At 61.8% G+C, this 17595-nt stretch carries 20 protein-coding genes and 1 tRNA gene; 11 read left to right on the plus strand and 10 right to left on the minus strand.

Annotation, left to right across the window (positions count from 1 at the left end; all coding sequences use genetic code 11):
* Positions 1-88 precede the first annotated feature (88 nt).
* Both VNH11_06920 and VNH11_06925 read left to right on the plus strand, forming a co-directional pair.
* A complete protein-coding gene (locus VNH11_06920) occupies positions 89-1210 on the plus strand; it encodes a GNAT family N-acetyltransferase (GenBank protein ID HVA46090.1) in 1122 nt (373 codons plus the stop codon).
* Positions 1198-2055: a hypothetical protein gene (locus tag VNH11_06925; GenBank protein ID HVA46091.1), complete on the plus strand. Its 858-nt coding sequence runs from the start codon at positions 1198-1200 to the stop codon at positions 2053-2055. The genes VNH11_06920 and VNH11_06925 overlap by 13 nt, the downstream gene beginning before the upstream one ends.
* On the opposite strand, the gene VNH11_06930 is transcribed toward VNH11_06925, so the two are convergent.
* The gene (locus VNH11_06930) at positions 2052-3419 is read right to left on the minus strand and encodes a hypothetical protein (GenBank protein ID HVA46092.1); all 1368 of its coding nucleotides are present in this window, start codon (positions 3417-3419) and stop codon (positions 2052-2054) included. The genes VNH11_06925 and VNH11_06930 overlap by 4 nt on opposite strands.
* 143 nt (positions 3420-3562) lie before the next feature.
* Here VNH11_06930 and VNH11_06935 point away from each other — a divergent pair, with 143 nt between their 5' ends.
* The 3 genes from VNH11_06935 to VNH11_06945 are packed head-to-tail and all read left to right on the plus strand — an operon-like array spanning position 3563 to position 6630.
* On the plus strand, positions 3563-5254 hold the full coding sequence (locus tag VNH11_06935; GenBank protein HVA46093.1) for a hypothetical protein: 1692 nt from the start codon (positions 3563-3565) through the stop codon (positions 5252-5254).
* A gap of 2 nt (positions 5255-5256) precedes the next feature.
* Positions 5257-5934: a DUF4190 domain-containing protein gene (locus VNH11_06940; GenBank protein HVA46094.1), complete on the plus strand. Its 678-nt coding sequence runs from the start codon at positions 5257-5259 to the stop codon at positions 5932-5934.
* Positions 5935-5940: 6 nt separating this feature from the next.
* Positions 5941-6630 carry a DUF3299 domain-containing protein gene (locus tag VNH11_06945; protein ID HVA46095.1) on the plus strand — a complete coding sequence of 230 codons (690 nt, stop codon included), beginning with the start codon at positions 5941-5943 and terminating at the stop codon, positions 6628-6630.
* 10 nt (positions 6631-6640) lie between these two features.
* Here the strand turns inward: VNH11_06945 and VNH11_06950 are convergent, their stop codons facing one another.
* The 5 genes from VNH11_06950 to VNH11_06970 all read right to left on the minus strand — a co-directional run bounded on the left by VNH11_06950 (position 6641) and on the right by VNH11_06970 (position 9944).
* On the minus strand, positions 6641-6997 hold the full coding sequence (locus VNH11_06950) for a hypothetical protein (protein HVA46096.1): 357 nt from the start codon (positions 6995-6997) through the stop codon (positions 6641-6643).
* Between the two features lie 196 nt (positions 6998-7193).
* Positions 7194-8039 (minus strand): hypothetical protein, encoded by an 846-nt coding sequence (locus VNH11_06955; GenBank protein ID HVA46097.1) that lies wholly within the window; start codon positions 8037-8039, stop codon positions 7194-7196.
* Positions 8040-8237: 198 nt separating this feature from the next.
* Entirely contained in the window at positions 8238-8807 is a 570-nt protein-coding gene (locus tag VNH11_06960; GenBank protein ID HVA46098.1) for a DUF1501 domain-containing protein, read from the minus strand.
* 21 nt (positions 8808-8828) lie between these two features.
* Positions 8829-9446: a redoxin domain-containing protein gene (locus tag VNH11_06965; GenBank protein ID HVA46099.1), complete on the minus strand. Its 618-nt coding sequence runs from the start codon at positions 9444-9446 to the stop codon at positions 8829-8831.
* 48 nt (positions 9447-9494) lie between these two features.
* Entirely contained in the window at positions 9495-9944 is a 450-nt protein-coding gene (locus VNH11_06970) for an FxsA family protein (GenBank protein HVA46100.1), read from the minus strand.
* Positions 9945-10031: 87 nt separating this feature from the next.
* On the opposite strand from VNH11_06970, the gene VNH11_06975 reads away from it, so the two are divergent.
* From VNH11_06975 to VNH11_06990, 4 genes are all read left to right on the plus strand, one after another.
* Entirely contained in the window at positions 10032-10910 is an 879-nt protein-coding gene (locus VNH11_06975) for a tetratricopeptide repeat protein (protein HVA46101.1), read from the plus strand.
* Between the two features lie 78 nt (positions 10911-10988).
* Positions 10989-11063, plus strand: a tRNA-Pro gene (locus VNH11_06980).
* Positions 11064-11375: 312 nt separating this feature from the next.
* A complete protein-coding gene (locus VNH11_06985) occupies positions 11376-12131 on the plus strand; it encodes a DUF4339 domain-containing protein (GenBank protein ID HVA46102.1) in 756 nt (251 codons plus the stop codon).
* Between the two features lie 83 nt (positions 12132-12214).
* Positions 12215-12682: a hypothetical protein gene (locus tag VNH11_06990; GenBank protein HVA46103.1), complete on the plus strand. Its 468-nt coding sequence runs from the start codon at positions 12215-12217 to the stop codon at positions 12680-12682.
* Positions 12683-12934: 252 nt separating this feature from the next.
* Here VNH11_06990 and VNH11_06995 read toward each other — a convergent pair whose 3' ends face one another.
* Positions 12935-13207 carry a hypothetical protein gene (locus VNH11_06995; GenBank protein HVA46104.1) on the minus strand — a complete coding sequence of 91 codons (273 nt, stop codon included), beginning with the start codon at positions 13205-13207 and terminating at the stop codon, positions 12935-12937.
* Between the two features lie 729 nt (positions 13208-13936).
* Between VNH11_06995 and VNH11_07000 the strand changes: the two genes are divergently transcribed.
* On the plus strand, positions 13937-14866 hold the full coding sequence (locus VNH11_07000; GenBank protein ID HVA46105.1) for a hypothetical protein: 930 nt from the start codon (positions 13937-13939) through the stop codon (positions 14864-14866).
* Positions 14867-14931: 65 nt separating this feature from the next.
* Positions 14932-15444, plus strand: a complete 513-nt coding sequence (locus tag VNH11_07005) for a hypothetical protein (protein ID HVA46106.1) — start codon at positions 14932-14934, stop codon at positions 15442-15444.
* A 93-nt stretch (positions 15445-15537) separates the two neighbouring features.
* Here the strand turns inward: VNH11_07005 and VNH11_07010 are convergent, their stop codons facing one another.
* From VNH11_07010 to VNH11_07020, 3 genes are all read right to left on the minus strand, one after another.
* Positions 15538-15918 carry a HipA N-terminal domain-containing protein gene (locus VNH11_07010; GenBank protein ID HVA46107.1) on the minus strand — a complete coding sequence of 127 codons (381 nt, stop codon included), beginning with the start codon at positions 15916-15918 and terminating at the stop codon, positions 15538-15540.
* A 249-nt stretch (positions 15919-16167) separates the two neighbouring features.
* Positions 16168-16965: a HipA domain-containing protein gene (locus tag VNH11_07015; GenBank protein ID HVA46108.1), complete on the minus strand. Its 798-nt coding sequence runs from the start codon at positions 16963-16965 to the stop codon at positions 16168-16170.
* A gap of 136 nt (positions 16966-17101) precedes the next feature.
* Positions 17102-17401 carry a hypothetical protein gene (locus tag VNH11_07020; GenBank protein ID HVA46109.1) on the minus strand — a complete coding sequence of 100 codons (300 nt, stop codon included), beginning with the start codon at positions 17399-17401 and terminating at the stop codon, positions 17102-17104.
* Between the last annotated feature and the right edge of the window lie 194 nt (positions 17402-17595).

The following is a 17595-nucleotide window of genomic DNA, read 5'->3' on the forward strand; positions in this document are numbered from 1 at the left end:
CGCCTGATGCCTGACGCCTGATGCCGGACGCCTCCCCACGGCGTGACCTATCCTTGCATGTCACCACTGACTTGCACCAGGCGTACTTATGGCAAGTGCCATCGACGATGGGCCAAAGCTGGTCGAGGCACGCCGCTCCGGCTCCCTTGCGTTCGACATCGTGCGTTCCGCGTCGGAACTGCGCCCCTGCCGAGAGCGGTGGCTCGATCTCGACGCCCGTATGGCCACCCCCATGCAGACCTGGGCCTGGATCGAAGCCGCGGCCGCAACCTTCCAGGGCGACGGCCCGATCGAGATTGTCGTCGGCCGCGACGGCGACGAAATCGTGGCCGGGGCTCCGCTGATTGCCCGGACTCGGCTTGCCCGCCAAGAGTTACTGAACTATCACGGCCTCTACGAGCCGGCCGACCTGGCGTTCTGCGACGCGGAGGCCAACGCCGCCCTCGCCGAGGCGCTCTGGCGACGAGGCCGTCCGCTGTTCCTGCCACGCGTCTTTGCGGCCTCGCCCACGGTCGCGGCCATGGAAAGGGCCGTAGGACGGTCCGGCAAATTGATCGTTCGCCCACAGGCAGCCACGCCCTGGATCGCGCTCGACGAAAGCTGGGCCTCGCCGGAACAAAAACTGTCGTCGCGGCGCCGTTCCGACTTTCGGCGTTCCCGTCGGCACGCCGAGCAGGCCGGTCCGGTCCGGGCCGAGCTGCTCTCGCCTCACAGCGACCAGGTTGAGGGGTTGCTCGATCGGGCCTTCGACGTGGAACGCCGTTCGTGGAAGGGCACGACGGGCACGGCCCTGGCAGATAGCCGCGCGGGCGAGTTTTATCGACGTTATGCCAAACGCACGGCCGACGCGGGACAGTTCCGCATCGCCTTTTTGCACGTGGGAAATCAAGTGGCCGCCACGCAGTTTGGCGTCGTCCACGGCAACCGCTATTGGGTGCTCAAGGTCGGCTACGACCCGCAGTTTCATCGTTCGAGTCCGGGCATTTTGCTGATGGTCGAAGCGATCAAGCAGGCAGTATCCGACGGTCTGGAGACGTATGAGCTGTTAGGCACGGTCGAACCCTGGATTCAGGTGTGGACCGAACTGGAGCGTCCCTGCGTGTCGCTGCGGTGGTACCCGGCGAGCTTCAGCGGCGGGCTGGCGCTGGCGGCCGACATGATGGAAAAAGCGGGCCGGGCATTAGCAACAAGAAGGTCATGCGCGAGTTGAATGCTTATCTGCGGCATGCGGTCCGCCGTTGCTTGATGCCGCTGGCGGCGCGTGCGGCGAGCGCCTACATCGCCGGGCCGGAGCTCGACGACGCTTTGAAGCTCGCCCACGGACTGGCCCGGCAGGGGTTCGCCAGCACGCTCGGTTTTTGGGACGGTGAGGGCGACACGCCCGAAATCGTGGCCGGACAGTATCTGGCCGCGCTGGAGGCGATGTCGCCGCTCGCCGACAGTTACCTTTCGATCAAATTGCCCGCCTTGGGCGATTCGCGACCGTGGTTGGACTCACTGTTGGCGGTGGCCCGGCGCAGCCGCCAGCGAATTCACTTCGATTCGCTGGGGCCGGAGGCAGCCGACATGATGTGGTCGGCCGCGATGCAAGTGGCTCAACCCGGCGACGTGAAGGTCAGTTGTTCGCTGCCCGGCCGATGGCGACGCAGCTTGGACGACGCCGACGCCACGGTCGCGGCGGGCATCATTCCACGCGTGGTCAAAGGGCAATGGCCCGATGCGGCCGGGCCCGACAGCGACTTGCGGCAAGGCTTTTTGAAGGTCGTCGACCGGCTGGCAGGCCGTGCGCCGCACGTGGCGATCGCCAGTCACGACGCCCCGCTGGCCGGCGAGGCCATCCGACGCCTCCGCGCGGCCGGCAGCACGTGTGAATTGGAACTTCTCTACGGACTTCCCCAACGCGCCACTTTGGCGGTGGCCGCGAGCGAGGCCGTTGGGGTGCGGTTCTACGTGCCCTATGGAAAGGCGTATCTTCCCTATTGCCTGGGTCAGGCCCGGCGCCAGCCGCGGCTGCTGTGGTGGCTGGTCCGCGACGCGTTGCGATTGGGGTCTTAGGTCTTTGGTCTTCGGCCTTGGGCCCGCTGGAAAATCGCCGCATACGGCGCGGCCGCCCAGACGAACGAGAATGGCTCGATCGGAATGCGAAACCGCGCCGACGCGATCGTCAGCGTGTGAAACAACGTCACCGCCGCGAAAGCGCCCACGAGCGGCCACAGCGTCCGCCAGCGCGATCGCAGGAGCAGCAACCCGACCAACGACGACACCAGCCAGACCACCGTTGTCATTCGATAAATCCCGCTACGGGCCTTGGGGTTGGTTTCGTCGAACAGCAGAAAGTAGCGCAGCCGACGCAGGCAAAGTTGCACGTATCGGTCGGGCTGTCGCGTGATGAATTCCCAGGCTTGGCTGCCCAGCCGCCGCGAACGTTCTGGCTCGCTCAGCCCCGCGAAATCGCGGTAGCCGGTCGGCTTCAGCAACACGTCGTCAATATAAAGTGTCTCGTGCCGGGCATCCCACAAAGCCCGATGCCGGCCTGCCAGGCTGCCGTCGTGACGATGCCGCGGGGCTTCGTCCGAACTTTTGGGAATCTTGTCCGTGCCCCAGCTCGCTGCATTGTTGCCCTGCCAGAAGGCATAGCCGAGCGTCGATTTGACGAACACAAATTCGCCATGCACCCGGTGGTTGCGATCGAGCCAGGGAGCGACCACCATTGCCGCGACGATGCCGATGGTGGCCACGCGGCCGGACCTGCCGCAGCATGCCCAAAAGGCATTCGTCCAGCCGTCGGCGATGACCATGTCGCGGTCACGCCGCCAAAAAAGATACGCCGCCCAGGGGAGCGCGAGCGCCAAAATCGGATCGATCAGCAACAGGCATCCGGCCAGGAGCCCGCCAACCAGGGCTTTGCTCCAGGTGTGCCGGCCGCCGGGCCACGCCACCCAGGCCAACAGGGCCGTCAATACCAACGCACTCCACACGGCCACCTGGAAATGGGTGACCATATAAATATGGCTGGGATAGAGTGCCGCAAGCCAGCCGGCCGTCAAACCGAGAACCGGCCAATCGGCCAGCAGCGACCAACCGAGCCACACCACGCAGAGACCCAACAGCGTTCCGGCGACCGCCTGCAACACCTGCACGATCAGCAGGCTCACCGGAGATCCCACGCCGAAGCAGTAATATACAGCGGCCAGCAAACCTGGATAAAAGGGTGCTTGCTGGCTTGTGGGACCGAAGACGCCGAGAAAGGTGACGGAAAAGCCGCGGCCCGCCAGCAGGTTCTCGGCGATCTCACCGTGCTCGTAGGTGGTTCCGCCGGCCTGTTGGTGCGCGCCGACGAGCCAGATGGCCGCCAAGCGCAGGGCCAGCGCAACCAGAGCCAAGACAGCCAGGTTCGCGAGATTAAGGCGGCGGGACATGGGCGGCGATTCTATCGTCGCCCGGCAAACCGCGGCAGAGCAGTTGCCCACCACTGCCCATCGCTAACCGCTTGGTGTAGAATCCACGTGCTGGGCGTAGCCCGCTTGCTCCGCAAGCGGAAGGCCAGAAGGAGACCAAAATCATGTTTGCCCCGAAGTTATCGTTCTTGGCGTTGCTGCCGCTGTTGGTTCTGTCGCTGCCGGCGGCCGCCGTCGCCTGCCCCTTCTGCAATGCGCAGACCAAGACCCTCAGTGAAGAGATCGACTCGTCGGACGTGGTCATTATCGCCAAGCTGGTAAAAGGGCCGCCGAAAGAGGCGGTCATCGCCGGCAGTGCCGACGCCGAGGCGACCTTCGAGATCGTCCAGATATTGAAAGGCGGCGATGCCCTGGAAAAGAACTCCGCGCTGGTGGGACTCGCCCCCGACAGCCCAAAGCGGCCCCGTCAGTCGCGGCAAATTCGCGTGCTCTACTTCGGGCAGCAGCCGGTCGGGACGGAATTCCTGGTTTTCGGCGTCGACCCGAAGAAGGTGCAGTGGACGACTCCCAACGCCCTGTCTCCAAGGGCGGTAAAGTATGTGTCGCAGCTTGTGGGGCTGCCGAAAAGCGGGGCCGACCGGCTGACGTTTTTCCAGGAGTATCTGGAAGACGACGAATCGCTCCTGGCCACCGACGCTTATGACGAGTTTGCCCGTGCCCCCTACGCCGAAGTCAAACAGCTTAAGCCGCGGATGCACCGCGAGCAGCTTCTGAAGTGGATCAAGAACCGCGATGTGCCGGCCTCGCGGCGGCGGTTGTATTTGACCATGCTCGGCGTGTGCGGGCAGGCCGACGACCTCGCCGTGCTGGAGCAGATGATCAAATCGAGCGACCGGCAGGTGCGGACCGCGCTGGACGCGATGGTGGCCTGCTATCTCATTTTGAAGGGTCCCGACGGCATGCCGCTGATCGAAGACCTGTTCCTGAAGAACAAGGACGCCGAATATACCGACACCTACGCCGCCATCATGGCCGTGCGGTTCCTCGGCCAAGAGACGACGGCGGTGCCCAAAGAGCGGCTGCTGGCCGGCCTGCGGGCCATGCTCGACCGGCCGCAGCTTGCCGACCTGGTCATTCCCGATCTGGCCCGCTGGCAAGATTGGAGCGCCATGAAAAAGCTCGTGGAGCTGTTCAAGAACGCCGACGAAGAATCGTCGTGGGTCAAAGTGCCGGTGGTCAACTACCTTCGGGCATGCCCCAAACCGGAGGCGAAGGCCTACCTTGCCGAACTCGCCAAGCTCGATCCGGAGAGCGTGAAGCGGGCCAACAGCTTTTTCCCGTTTGGAGCGGCCGCTCCGGCGGTGCCCGCGGATAAAGCGACCGCCAAGCAGCCCCAGGTGCCCGCGCCGGACAAATCGGGCGGTGCCGCCTCCGACGCCAAGCCGGCCAAGGCGAACGGTTCGAGCGGCAGCAAGAGCGACAAGGGTCCCAAGCCCGGCCAGTCGTCGTCGAACGATCGGGCGGTGGTGGTTCCGGCGTTGATCGGCGCCGTGGTGGCGATGGCCGAACAGACGGCCGCGCCGGAGGAATCCGCCGAGCGGCCTGCCGTGCAGCAAGACCCCGTTGCGACTACACTGGATGATGCGGAACCGGCCCGTCCCGAAGCGGCCTGGCCCGAAGCGGCTTCCGACGGCGAATCGCGGCAAACCGCTCAGGCCGCTGCGCCAGGCGTGGTTCCCGCGGCAAGTCGCCGCGCACGCCAACCCGAGGCGAACCGCTGGCAGGTGGCCTTCGTAGCATTAGGGGCGGCAGGGGTGTTGTTTGGCTTGATGTTTACCATTTTGCGTCGCAATTGAACATGAGCGTTGACGTTCAACAAGATCGCGAATTGACCGCCGACGACTATCGGCAGTATCGGGCACTGAGCAGCCTGGCGGTGATCAGCCTGGTGGCGGGCGTGCTATCGTCGCTGGTTTTTCTCGACTGGATGCTGGCCGCCATCCCGATGATCGGCATCGTCGCCGGCATTCTGGCCTTGCGACAAATCCGATCGAGTCCCGAGGCCTACACCGGCGAGTTGCTGGCCCTGCTGGGCACGGTGCTCTGCGCCGTGCTGTGGACCGGGGGCTGGTCGCGGCTGGCCTACGTTCGGGCCACCGAAGTGCCGCCCGGCTACGAACGCATCAGCTATGATGATCTGCAGCTCGATCCCGCCCAGCCGATGGTGTTCCCGCCCGAAAAGGCCCAGGAACTGAACGGCAAAAAGGTGTTCATCAAGGGCTTCGTCTATCAGCCGACGGGCGGCCAGACGACGGGCATCAAGCGATTCATCTTGGTGCGCGACAAGGGGCAATGCTGCTTCGGCGGCAATCCGAAGATCACCGACATGATCGAGGTCAAGCTGCAGGGCGACCTGGAGGCCGAGTTCAACATGCTTCCGCGCAAGCTGGCGGGCACGTTCCGCATCGCTCCGGGTCTGAGCATGCACGGCCTGGCCGGCGCCTTGTATCACCTCGACGCCGATCACTTGGAATAGGACGGAATGGATCTCGCGCCGTACGTCGCATTTGCCGTAGGGTGGAGCAAGCGAGCTTGCGAGCGCCGGCCCACCGTAAACGACGTCGCCATCGGTGGGCCTGATTCGTTGCTCGTCATCGCTCTGGCGGCCGTACTTGCCACGAGCGGGTGCGGCGGCGGCAACGCCCCCGCGATGACCGCCGATTCGCCGCAGAAAGCGACCACGAGCGCCGCGTCCAAATCGCAGGCCGCTCCTTCCAAAGCGAAAGCCGACGAAAGTGCAAGCTCGCCTTCGGCGACCGCCGAATCCGCGCAGCCTCCCGAACCTGACCCGCAGCCGCGGCGAACGCGCGACATCAGTTTCGACGATCTGAAGTTCGACATCAACAAGGGCGACGCATTCCAGCGCTCGATGCTGACTGCGAAGATCGAGACGCTCGACGGCAAGCCGGTCCGCATTCGCGGCTTTATCTTGCCCAGTTTCCTGCAGACGGGGCTGACGCAGTTCGTTTTGGTGCGCGACAACATGTCGTGCTGTTTCGGACCCGGTGCGGCCCTTTACGATTGCATCATCGTGGAGATGAAGCCGGGCAAGTCGACCGACTACAGTCTTTATCCGGTGGCGGTCGAAGGCATCTTTTCCGTCCAAGAGATGCTCGACCCCGACGGCAAGACGGTGGCCGTGTTCCATCTCGACGGCGAGTCGGTGCGTTGAACTAGTACGGCTAGTCGCCGCGCATGTACCCCCAGTCGCGCTCGTTGGCGTAGTACCGTTGATGCGCCGTATTGTGCCAATGCCGCCGCGCTCCAAACCAGCCCCAAGGATAGGTCGGCACCGCCTCGACGTTCTGCCGCCATAGAATCTGACCGGCCGGCGGCACCTTCTTCATCAGGCCCTTGGAAACCGGCGGCGTGCCGACCACAACCGGATCGACCACGATGTAATGCCGCGTCTCGGGCGCGTAGGTATCGCTGGGATAGGGCGCCTGACTGCGGCGCGCCCAATGCGGCAGCCCTGCGTCGGCGACGCCGCCGCAGATGAGCGTGTAGGCAAAAACCAGGATTGTGGCTCGATCGACCATGCGCGGCACCTCACGTCGGTAGGGATCGCCCTCCGTGGCGTTCCGCAATCCAGCCAGCGGGCTTACCAACTCGTCGGCCGCGGAACGCCACGGAGGGCGTTCCGTACAGATACCCGCCTGCCGAAAATCTGGTCACAGGCCTGCCCGCCCTACCACTTTATCGGCAGCCTCGCGCCCGTCACGCCAACCCGATCGTCTACCAATAAAAGCCGCCGGCGGGCGTGGCGAGGCCCATTCCGTAGCCTGCGTAGCCGTAGTAGCCTGGGAAGCCATAGAAGCCCGGCGGCGAGTACAGCCCGCCCATTCCCGGATACATGAAATAGGCCGGACTGGGCTGATAGGCCCACGTCTGATTGAACAGCCCCGGATAGGGATAGCCGAAGATGCCATAGCGATAAGGTTGACCGAAACCGCCGAAGGTGTAGCCGGCCCCGCCGCTACCGAAGGCGCCGAAGTGGTAGGGAAACGCGAAACCGCCGAAGCCGGTCCAAAACGGGCTCGAGTACCCGCCATAGTACGAATTGTTGTAGTAAAAGTATGGATTATAGACCGACCACCCGGTGCGGAGCGGATAGTAACGGTACGGATAGAAGTACCGCGGTCGGTAGAGCCAGGGCGGGTAGTTGGTCGGTCCGTAGGCGGCGCCAACCCCGTAAGGATGACCGCCATAGCCGTAACCCGCGTAGGATCCATAGTTGCCGTAGCCGATGAACGACGGGTTGTAGTACGGATAAAGCGCCGTGTCGACGGCCGGCTCGTTGCCGTTGCCCGCACCCGTCTGGGGGCGTGCCAGCGAGTTTCGCCGTGAGTAAAGATCGACGGCGGGCTCATCGCTGTTGCCCACGCGCGTCCCCGAGCCACCGAGATCGATCGGTTGGTAGTTGCGAATCACCGCCGGCCGCGTGATCGGCGCGCCGGCCAGCACCTGTGCGTCGTATTCGCTGATCCACCGTTTTCTGGCGGCCGCTTGCTGAGCCGCGGCGTGATCGGCAGCCATCAACAAGATAGCCGACAACAACAAGGCTGTGCGAAAAGCAAACATCGGATTACATGATGTAGGGTGGGACCAGCGAGCTTGCGAGCGCCGGCCCACCATCGGCGCTCATGGTGGGCCGGCGCTCGCAAGCTCGCTGGTCCCACCCTACGATTTTATTCCCCCGCACCGCCCGCGGCTACATCCACTGCCGGATCACGCGGCCTTCGTTCAGCCGCATCGGGCGGCCGTCGGCGGTGTAGTGGATCAGGTCGAGGGGAATGCCCAGCTTGGTGTAAACCGTCGCTGCCAGATCTTCGGTGAAGTATTCGTCGGCGGTGGCGTAGCCCCCTTCGCCGTCGGTCCGCCCGATGACCGTGCCGCCGGGCATACCCGCTCCCGCTGCCAGAATAAAACCGGCCGTCGACCAGTGGTCGCGCCCGACATCACATATTGGTCGGCGGTGCCGTGACTGCCGTTGCGCGGATTCCAGCTTCGCAAAATCGAAAACCGCGGCAGCTCTTTGGCCAGTCGCGGCACGACCTCGGTGAACTTCACGCCCGGCACGGCCGTGTCGATCGCCTGATACGGGCCACGGACGCTGGCCGGCGCTTCCGGTTTGGGATCGAAGGTGTCGTGATGGCTGGTGCCACCCTGCGTCCAGATGAGGATGCAGTTGACCTCGGCCGATGCCCGGCTGGTGGCGGCCGCGGCCCGGCGGCCGGCCAGCAGTTCCGGCAGCGACAGCCCCAAACCGGCCAACGTGCCGACCTGCAAAAAGTGGCGGCGCCGCACCGCTTGGCAATCGCGTGTGATACCGCTCAGTAGGTTGAGCATCGGTGGTCCTCGCTTCGACGGTTATTTCTTGGCCGGCTGCTCGGTGGCCCGGCCGGCGACTTCCTTTTGCACGTCGACCTTCTCGGAGCCGGTGAGATCGGCCACCTTGCCGGCCAGCTTGTTGGCCAGCAGGCCGCTGGGATCGCAGCCGGCGGCGATCGACACGATGCGGCCGCCCTTGCCGATCAAGAAGTTCGTGGGCATGGTCTTCGTCTTGAACACGTTCCAACTATCGCCCTTGGTATCGACCGCATAAAGCATGTTGAGCTTCTTCTGCTTCACATAATCGGCCACTTTCGCGTCGGGCTCCTTGAAAACGGCCAGGCTGATCAGTCCCTTTCCCTCGTAGGCTTTGTGCAGTTCCTGAAAGTAGGCCAGCTCTTTGTCGCAGCCCGAACAGCCGCAGGTGAGCCGCACCAGCACGGGACCTTTGGCGGTCAGCTCGGCGAGCTTGATCTCTTTGCCGTCGGCGTCTTTGATGGCGAAGTCGGGTGCCTGATCGCCCACGGCCAGTTTCGCTTCCGGTTTGCCGTCGCCCGCGGCCTCCTTCGCTTTCGGCTCGGCCGCGCCGGCCGCAAGAGAAAAAACGCACACCACACTGGCCAGAGTTCCAAGCAAGGTCGTCCACGGGCGGGTCATAAGGTTTTCCTTTGGGAGAGGAGGGAGGCGGGTCCAATACGCATCAATCTACATTGATCGGTCGTGCATGGCAAGCGCGACGAGCGGCGCACTAGCCCGCGTGCTCCCACGGCCCGGCCCGCGGAACGAGTACACCTGGAGTCTTCCCTGCCATCGGCTCTTGAGCCAAGTGCGGATGAATCGCCGCAGCGGAGGCACGAGCAGCAGCACGCCGACGACGTCGGTCAAGACGCCGGGCGTGATGAGCAACAATCCGGCAATCAAGATCAGCAGCCCGTCTTGGATGGAGTCGGTCGGCATCTGGCCACGGGCCAGCTCGTCTCGGATGCGGCGCCATGCCCGCCAGCCCTGGGAACGGATCAACCAGGCCCCCAATACGCCGGTGCCGATGACGAACAGCATCGTCAGTCGCCAATCGGTGTGGGCGCTCAGCCAGACCAGCAGGGTCAATTCGACCAGCGGCAGCAGGGTGAACAGCAGAAGGAGACGGAACAGCACGCGGGCACGTTGTGGGGCGATGGAAATCGTCTGTCTCCATTGTACCGACCCTCGCAATGCCGGCTCGAACGTTTATAATGTTCGCCTATGATGCACTCGGTTCAAATAAAGCGGCCTCATCGGCTCGAATCGCTCTGCGCCCTCGGCATGCTGTTTGGCCTCTGGCCGGACGCGGCGCACGGCGCGGAAGATGTCGGGAAACTCGTCGCGCAGTCGCGGGCGGCCTGGCAGGCGGGCGATACCGCACGGGCGGTTGAGCTGGCAACCATGGCGGTCGAAGCCGGCCCGGATGACGCCGCGACCTACGTGTATCGGGGCTCTTTATACGAAATGCAACGAAAGCACGCCGAGGCCGTGGCCGATTTCGACCGGGCCATCGAACTCGATCCCCGCAACGCCGAGGCCTACGATCATCGCGGCAGCGAGCGCTTCAAGCAGGGGCGGTTCGCCGAATCGATCGCCGACTTCGACCGGGCGATCGCGTTCGACCCGGCGCGTGAAGCGGGCCATTGGAAGCGGGGCATCTCGTATTATTACATGCGGCGTTATGACGACGGCCGCAAGCAGTTCGAGCATTATCAGACCGTCGACAACAACGACGTCGAAAACGCCGTGTGGCGGTTCCTCTGCATGGCGCGGCAGGACGGCGTGCCCGTCGCCCGGCGCGAGTTGCTCAAGATCAAGCAAGACCGGCGGGTGCCGATGATGGAGATTTACGCGTTGTTCGCCGGGCAGGCGACGCCCGACCAGGTGCTGGCCGCCGCCCGTAGCGGCGACCCGCCGCCCGACGAGTTGCGGACGCGGCTGTTTTACGCCGACATCTACTTGGGGCTCTACTACGAGGCCTTGGGCGAAGAAGCGAAAGCCCGCCAGTTCATCGAGTCGGCTGCCCAGCGTGAGATTTCGCACTACATGTGGGACGTGGCCAAGGTGCATGCCGAACTGCTGAAGCGGCCCGGCAAGTAAGCGGAGAGTGGGGGCGACTTGACGTTGACCGTGGCCGGGGGTTGGATAGAATCGACTGTTCGGCAAAGTCCCTCGCATCGGGGCGTAGCTCAGCCTGGCTAGAGCGCTACGTTCGGGACGTAGAGGTCGCACGTTCAAATCGTGTCGCCCCGACTAACTTAAAGCCTTGTGAGATAACGACTTGCAAGGCTTTTTTCGTTGACACAAAGAGCGGCCGTTTCTGCCCTGACACAATTTCTGACACAATTTAGTACGGGTTTCCGTCAGGGGTTCTGGCCGTCCGCCCCTCCCCTTTCTTCGCCATATCGGCCGCAAGGCCGCTCACGCGGTCAATTGGCGGAGGAAATGTCTTAGGGGTCTGCCCCCAGACAAGCCGCTAGGGCGATGCCCAGCCCGGCCAATTCTTGATCCCGACCCCGCTCCTCGCTATGATCGGATCGCTTTCCCCTTCTTGGAGCGATTCCTATGGCAGACTGGTTTTATAAGGTAATGGGCGAGGAGTACGGGCCAATATCGTCGGCCGAACTGAAAGAGAAGGCGGCAGACGGAACGATTGACCAATCGAGTTTGATTCGCAAGGGACGCGACGGCGATTGGATTAGTGCCCACAAGACGAGTTTGTCTTTCGGCGGTCCAGTGGTGGCTATCGACACGAGCAAGGCGAGGATGCCTCGCGTCAAGCCTGCCGCCCCGGTGGAAACGGCCAAGCCAGCCAAGCGGTCAACTGTTACTAAGTTTTGGTGGGCGATTCCTGCCGCCCTCGCGTTAATCGCCATTCCCGTGATCGTCTTTTTTGCCATAGCCGAAAAGCCAGAAGTCGCGTTCAAGAGGTTAATCAAGCCGAAGGTTGACAAAATACAAGAACAAACTATCAAGGCGGGATCGGTGCAGTATAGGGTTGGTGCTATGTCGTATGACATCAAAAAAACTGATTCGCTTGTCTCCCCATACTTGGCCGTTCTTCGCTTCATACTAGGCATGACCAACTCTAACAATCCAGACGACCACTTCAGAAACAGCGGGGGACACATGGAAGTTAATTACGCATTCCAAGATGGAAGTTGGAAACTCGTTAATGCAACGCATCATCAATATCAAGGAGATCGGAAGGAAGAGCTACGGAAGTACGGAGTAAGGGAACGCGAGCTTGCGGACATTCCCGACTTCCTTGATTGGCCTTGCACTGATGTTGCCCAAGATTTGGGGCTTGGCCTGCCATGATGGCTTCGCCGTAGGCGAACCCTAATTGACGGAAGAAACCTAGGGCGGTAGGCTGTTGGTTTTAACCCCTCTAAGGTGCCGTCATGCTTCAGCCAAGAGTTAGAGCGATCGCGTTGGCCCCTCCAACCCCCGGACAAGGTATCGTCGTCGATACGAATACAGTTGGAGAATCCGAAATCGAGCAGTTGAAGGCCGCGAACCTCATCATCGACGATCAGGGGTGGATATTCAACAGAGAAGAGGTTGAGCGGTTACACAAAGAACGCAAGCGGCTCGCTTCCCTCGTTTTTCGCAAAGAAGAACGTTTGAAAATCGAAAAGACTGGTGACGACGTATCTGTGAGTCTGAAAGGGCATCCGCGACACATTGAAAACGGCCGTGAGTCCGTTGTGATTTTGGCCTACCTTCTTTCCGACGTTGGCCTAGATGTAGGTGACATATTGGAAGTGCGACATGATGAAGAAAGCACTCTAGCTTTTATCGTTCGCCATGCTAGCGAAGACGACGTTAACAAACACTACCAACGTTTTTGCGAACCCAAACCCACCTAACTTTTCTCGCCAATTCCCTCCCCCCGTCCCCCGTACACGGCAGCCTACCTGAGCGGCCAGACTATGCCTTCCGGCCGATTACACCCCCTCGAAACCGCGATAAGTAACCAGACTACAGCGAGGTTTCACGCGATAACCTCGCACGCGAGGGGTTGCCCTATTGGCCGTAGGCCAAAAAAAAACCCCTTGCCCTATTGGCCATAGGCCAAAGGGGAGGGGCTTCGTTGGCCGTAGGCCAAGGCGAAAGGACACTTAGGTTTTTGCAAGCAGCCTAACGTGCCTCGCAACTAGCTTGACGTAGTTTGCTAGTTGCTTGCGTTCCATGATGACGTAGCGTTCCGCGTATGGAACGCTCAGAATGACCTTGGAACGCTTGCCGCTCATATCGTGGTGGAGCATCCGCCCCGCCTTAAAAGTCGCCCCTACGCGGCCTTCGTCGGTCATTGCGAAGACCTTCGCGGCACGTCTGCCGCGTAACATCCTGCCGTTTCGGATTCCGCCCTGAAACCTCAATTCCACTTCCATAGCACAATCCCTTTCGTGAGAAAAACACCGGATAGCCCGTAGCGTGCCGTTCCTGTCAACGGCACGTTGACGGGGCATCCTACGCCCGTTGCAAAACCCGCATAACCTGCGTTGGGTTCCACGGTTTGCCCCTCCGCGTTGTATGGCCCTCGCTGTTGAGCGAATCGGCAATCTGCTGTAGTGTCTGCCCTACCCCTCGCGATGCCGTCATACGCTCGTATAGGTCGCTATACGCCTCATTCGCTTGCTTTGTGATAACCTTGCTGGCGGCTTGTCGCCCCTTTGCCAAGCCTCGCAATCGAGAGTCTTCGCGGCCGTTCCAATGGCCTTCACGGGCGGAGCCTAAGCGTTGACCACGTGCCATAGCAGCCGCTAACGCGGCCTTCGTTCGCTCCGATATGCGTATGGCTTCATCTTCAGCGACCGCAGCGAGGATGTGGATAGTCAATCGGTTTGCGTGCGGATTGTCGCAAGCGATGAAGTCTACGCCCGTTTCCATTAGCGTAGACGTAAAGGCGACGTTGCGAGCAAGTCTATCGAGTTTGGCGACTACCAACGTCGCTTGTGACCGCTTAGCGTGCGGTATGGCAGCGAGCAATTTCGGCCGCGTTTTGCTCTTGCCCGATTCAATCTCGGTGTACTCGGCAATGATGGTTGCGTTATGCTGGCTTGCTAACGCTTGCACGGCCGCACGTTGGCCTTCCAATCCTAGCCCCGACTCTCCCTGTCGTGGTCGCCTTGCACTGGCTCAACAAATACTACGGCCATACCCCGGCCGCGAAGTTTGGCCCGCTGGCGTTGAAGGCGTTGCAAATGCGGATGGTCGAGGCGGGCCAAAGCCGGCGCTACGTCAACGACAACATCGACCGCATTCGCCGCTGTTTGAGTACGGGGGGCGGGTTCGCCACGCGCGAGCTTTATAGCGATGCCGATGAAGTGATTTTCGACGCCATGCGGCCGGCGATTCTCACAAGCATTGTTGAACTGGCGGAGAAAGGCGACTTGCTGGATAGGTGCCTGCCGGTGAGCTTGCCGCCGATTGGTGAAGATCGGCGCCGCGACGAAAAGACCTTGTGGGCGGAATTCGAGGCCGCGCGCCCGAAGATTCTGGGCTCGCTGTTCGACGCCGTGGCGGGAGCGTTGCGAGACTTGCCGCGGGTGAAGCTTGTGCGGCTACCGCGCATGGCCGACTTCGCCAAGTGGGCGACGGCCGCCGAACGGGCGCTTGGCTGGCCGCCTGGCACGTTCATCGCCGCGTACACTCGCAACCGCGACGCCGCGAACGAACTGGCCCTTGAAGCATCGCCCATCGCGGGCCGGCTGTTGGAGCTACTGGCCAAAGGCGAATGGGAAGGCAAAGCCGGCGAACTGTTGAGCGCCCTCGACGAAAGCTATGGCAGCGAAACGAAACGGCCGCCGGGCTGGCCCAAGAATCCGCGCAGTATGTCGGGCCATTTGCGCCGGCTGGCACCATGCCAGCCGCGGCCGATCGCTTCGCCGATTGGATACCCCGGCGGGCCGCCGATGGCACTTTGGGATGGGAAGCCCCGGACGTGCCAGAAGCAAGCCGCTGGTGGGCACGATCGACATTCGACGCGCTGCCGACGTGGCCGCAAAGGCATTCACCCCTTGAACCGTAACCGCCTACAATTTCCGTAGGCGTGCGACCGTCGGCGGGCTGCCGCGGTCGAACTGGCCTTTTTACTCTCAACACGGAACAACGCATGGCAATCAAGCACGCGCTTACGATCGAACAGCAGAACGCTATCGACTTGCTCGCGACGGGCAAGACCGACTTGGAAACGGCCGAAGCCGTCGGCGTGCGTCGTGGCACCGTGGCCAAGTGGCGGTTGCACGACCCGCACTTTCAAGCCGCGCTTAACGCCCGCCGGCAAGAGGTCTTTGGAGCGGTGGCCGACAAGCTCCGTTCGCTGGCGCCCAAGGCCGTCGATGCGCTGGCCGCGGCGATGGAAGGCGGCAACGTGTCGGCCGCCGTGGCGATTTTGAAGGCGACCGCACTCGACAAGCTGGCGCGGCCGGCCGGCCCGACGGATGGCCAGCAAATCATCGACGGGATGGTCGAGGCCCGCTTCAAGGCCAAATGCTCCGCCAAGGAAAATGCCTACATGGGGATCTTGACCAGCAACCCCCTACGCGACGATGCCGCCGACGAAGCGGCCGCGCGTCAGGAAATCGAGGCGGAAATCAAAGCCCGGTTGAGCGGCGACGGGCAGTAGCGGCCAACAACGGCGATGCGTGTCGGTAGGGTTGATGGCCGCACGCGAGCAACCTGCGGCCGGCTCATCGGCAATCGGCCACTTGTGTCGTTGCTAGTCGGCGACCAATTCAAATGGGCTAGCTATCGTGCGCTTCCCGAATCGGCGCAAAAGCTCGACTTCGTCGGAATCGTCAATTGCCTCGCTCTTCACGATGTCGCGAACGGATGGCTGTTTCAGGCTCGGCAATCGCATCACGAAAAAGGGCCATAGCTCGTCCGACTTGTAAACCTTATCGACGTCGGGAAACTCGACAATGGGGCGCAGCTCGCCGGACCTGCGAAAATCGTCGGTATAACGAAACGTCCATTCGCCGTCGGCTGCACTGAGAATCCCGATTGTCATGCCCTTAAAGCGAAGTTGGAAGTCGGCACGTGCGTCAGGGGGCGCGCGGAGCTTCTCGTCTTTGCCCATCCAGCTTTTCAGCAATCTCAAAAAGCTACTCGTCCCAGCCATTGGCTGTTGTGCTCCGTTCGGTTGCCCGCCTGCTACGAAATCGCATTCAAAAACCGGTCGTGCCGACTCTCCAGGCAACGCATCACGAGCGCCCGGCGTGCGTCGGTCATGAGCGGACCAAACTCATCCTCTATAAGTCTACCGCACAAAGCCAGAGGTTCGCGCCTGGCAAGCGTCTCCAAATGGCCCCTAAACTCAGGAGAATCCTGGTAGATCCCCGACACCAATTCAAAATGCCCTATCTTTGAGTTCGTCATCGTCCCACCCTATTTGAGGGACGCTCCGATCAATGTAGGCATCCAACATATCGGGATCGGCCAGTATTCGTGCCACTTTTTCCTCGCTCACGTTCCAAAACATCGCACGCGCCGTATCGTAAACCGGCGAAAAACGCGGGGACGGCTTCTTTGTGACGGGAACGATGAATCCCCAATTGGCCGGGTGCCGGTCATTATTGCCGACGAGCGCATCGAAGGCCAGCATTTCGACGACACCGGGCAGAATCTCGTCCGCATGGTCCGGGAAAGCGAATTTGATTGCCGCCAAGACGGTTTGGAAGGTGTAGAACACCTGCTCCTGGCGTGCCGCTGCAATCGCCTCCACCGTCTCTTCGTCGAGATACTGCTTAAAGACTTCAATACCATGCACAAGTGATTCTTCGCCGCGGCGGAGAAAATACTTGCTCAGGAGCCGGACCTGCGTTCCGACGATTCGCAGTTGCGTCGTCGCCATCTTCATACCGAAGGCTTCACCTATCCTGGTCAGAAGGTGCTCCGTGACAGATTCGTTCGGGTAGGACTTAGAACCAACCTTTGCGATGAAGTACGGCCAGAAGCGAATTGCTCGTCCTGGTTGGCCCGGCGTGTATTCCTGCATGCGAATAAAGCTTTTGGGAGCATCGCCGCCTATCGAATCTGCGGATTCAACGCAGTAACGATCCCGCCTTAGTGGTTTGATGATCGAAGCCCAGTTCTGCTGAAACTCAGAGAACCGCCTGATAGGCTCGTCTTTGATCGTATCCGGCATGGCCTTTATCACGACTCCGGGTTAATCCGTGCGCGACTCGTTTCGTGCCACGCGACACGCTGGGCGCATGCGAGGTTGCAAGCGATTAAACCGCATTCCAGCACCGCCCTTGTTGGTTGTATTTGGAACGGAGCGCTCACCGCGCCGGCGCTCGGGCAAGGTTAAGCTCCAAAAGCTTGGCCAAGATGTCGTCGTGGGCTAGATCGGCGGGCCAGCCGTAGGAGGCGAACACCGCTTCGTCGAGCCGGCGATGGGCATTGGCGAGCCACGCGGGCCGCTGGTTATAGAGGTTGGTCAAAGTCCGCTTGCCAAGCTCTTTCGCGCACTCGGCATCAACGGGCACCAGCCGGCGATAGTGAACCGTGCCGACGCCGCGGCTGTTCGGATTTTCGACGTACCGCGCCCAAGGCCCATCGACCGAACCGGGAAACGTCAAAACTTCCTCCCGCGTCCATTCGGGCGGGTTGAGCCAGCCGTTGCGCAGTTGATCTAGCCCATGTTTGACAGGTCTCGGGTCGGCAATCGCCGTAAGTGCTTATTTTCCAACGGCCGGCAGGGTGATTGGCGAAAAAGCGTAGTGACAATAAAATGGCTTCCGAAAATGGTTTTATCCTGATAACGCCTTGACGT

Source organism: Pirellulales bacterium (assembly GCA_035533075.1).
Classification (GTDB): domain Bacteria; phylum Planctomycetota; class Planctomycetia; order Pirellulales; family JAICIG01; genus DASSFG01.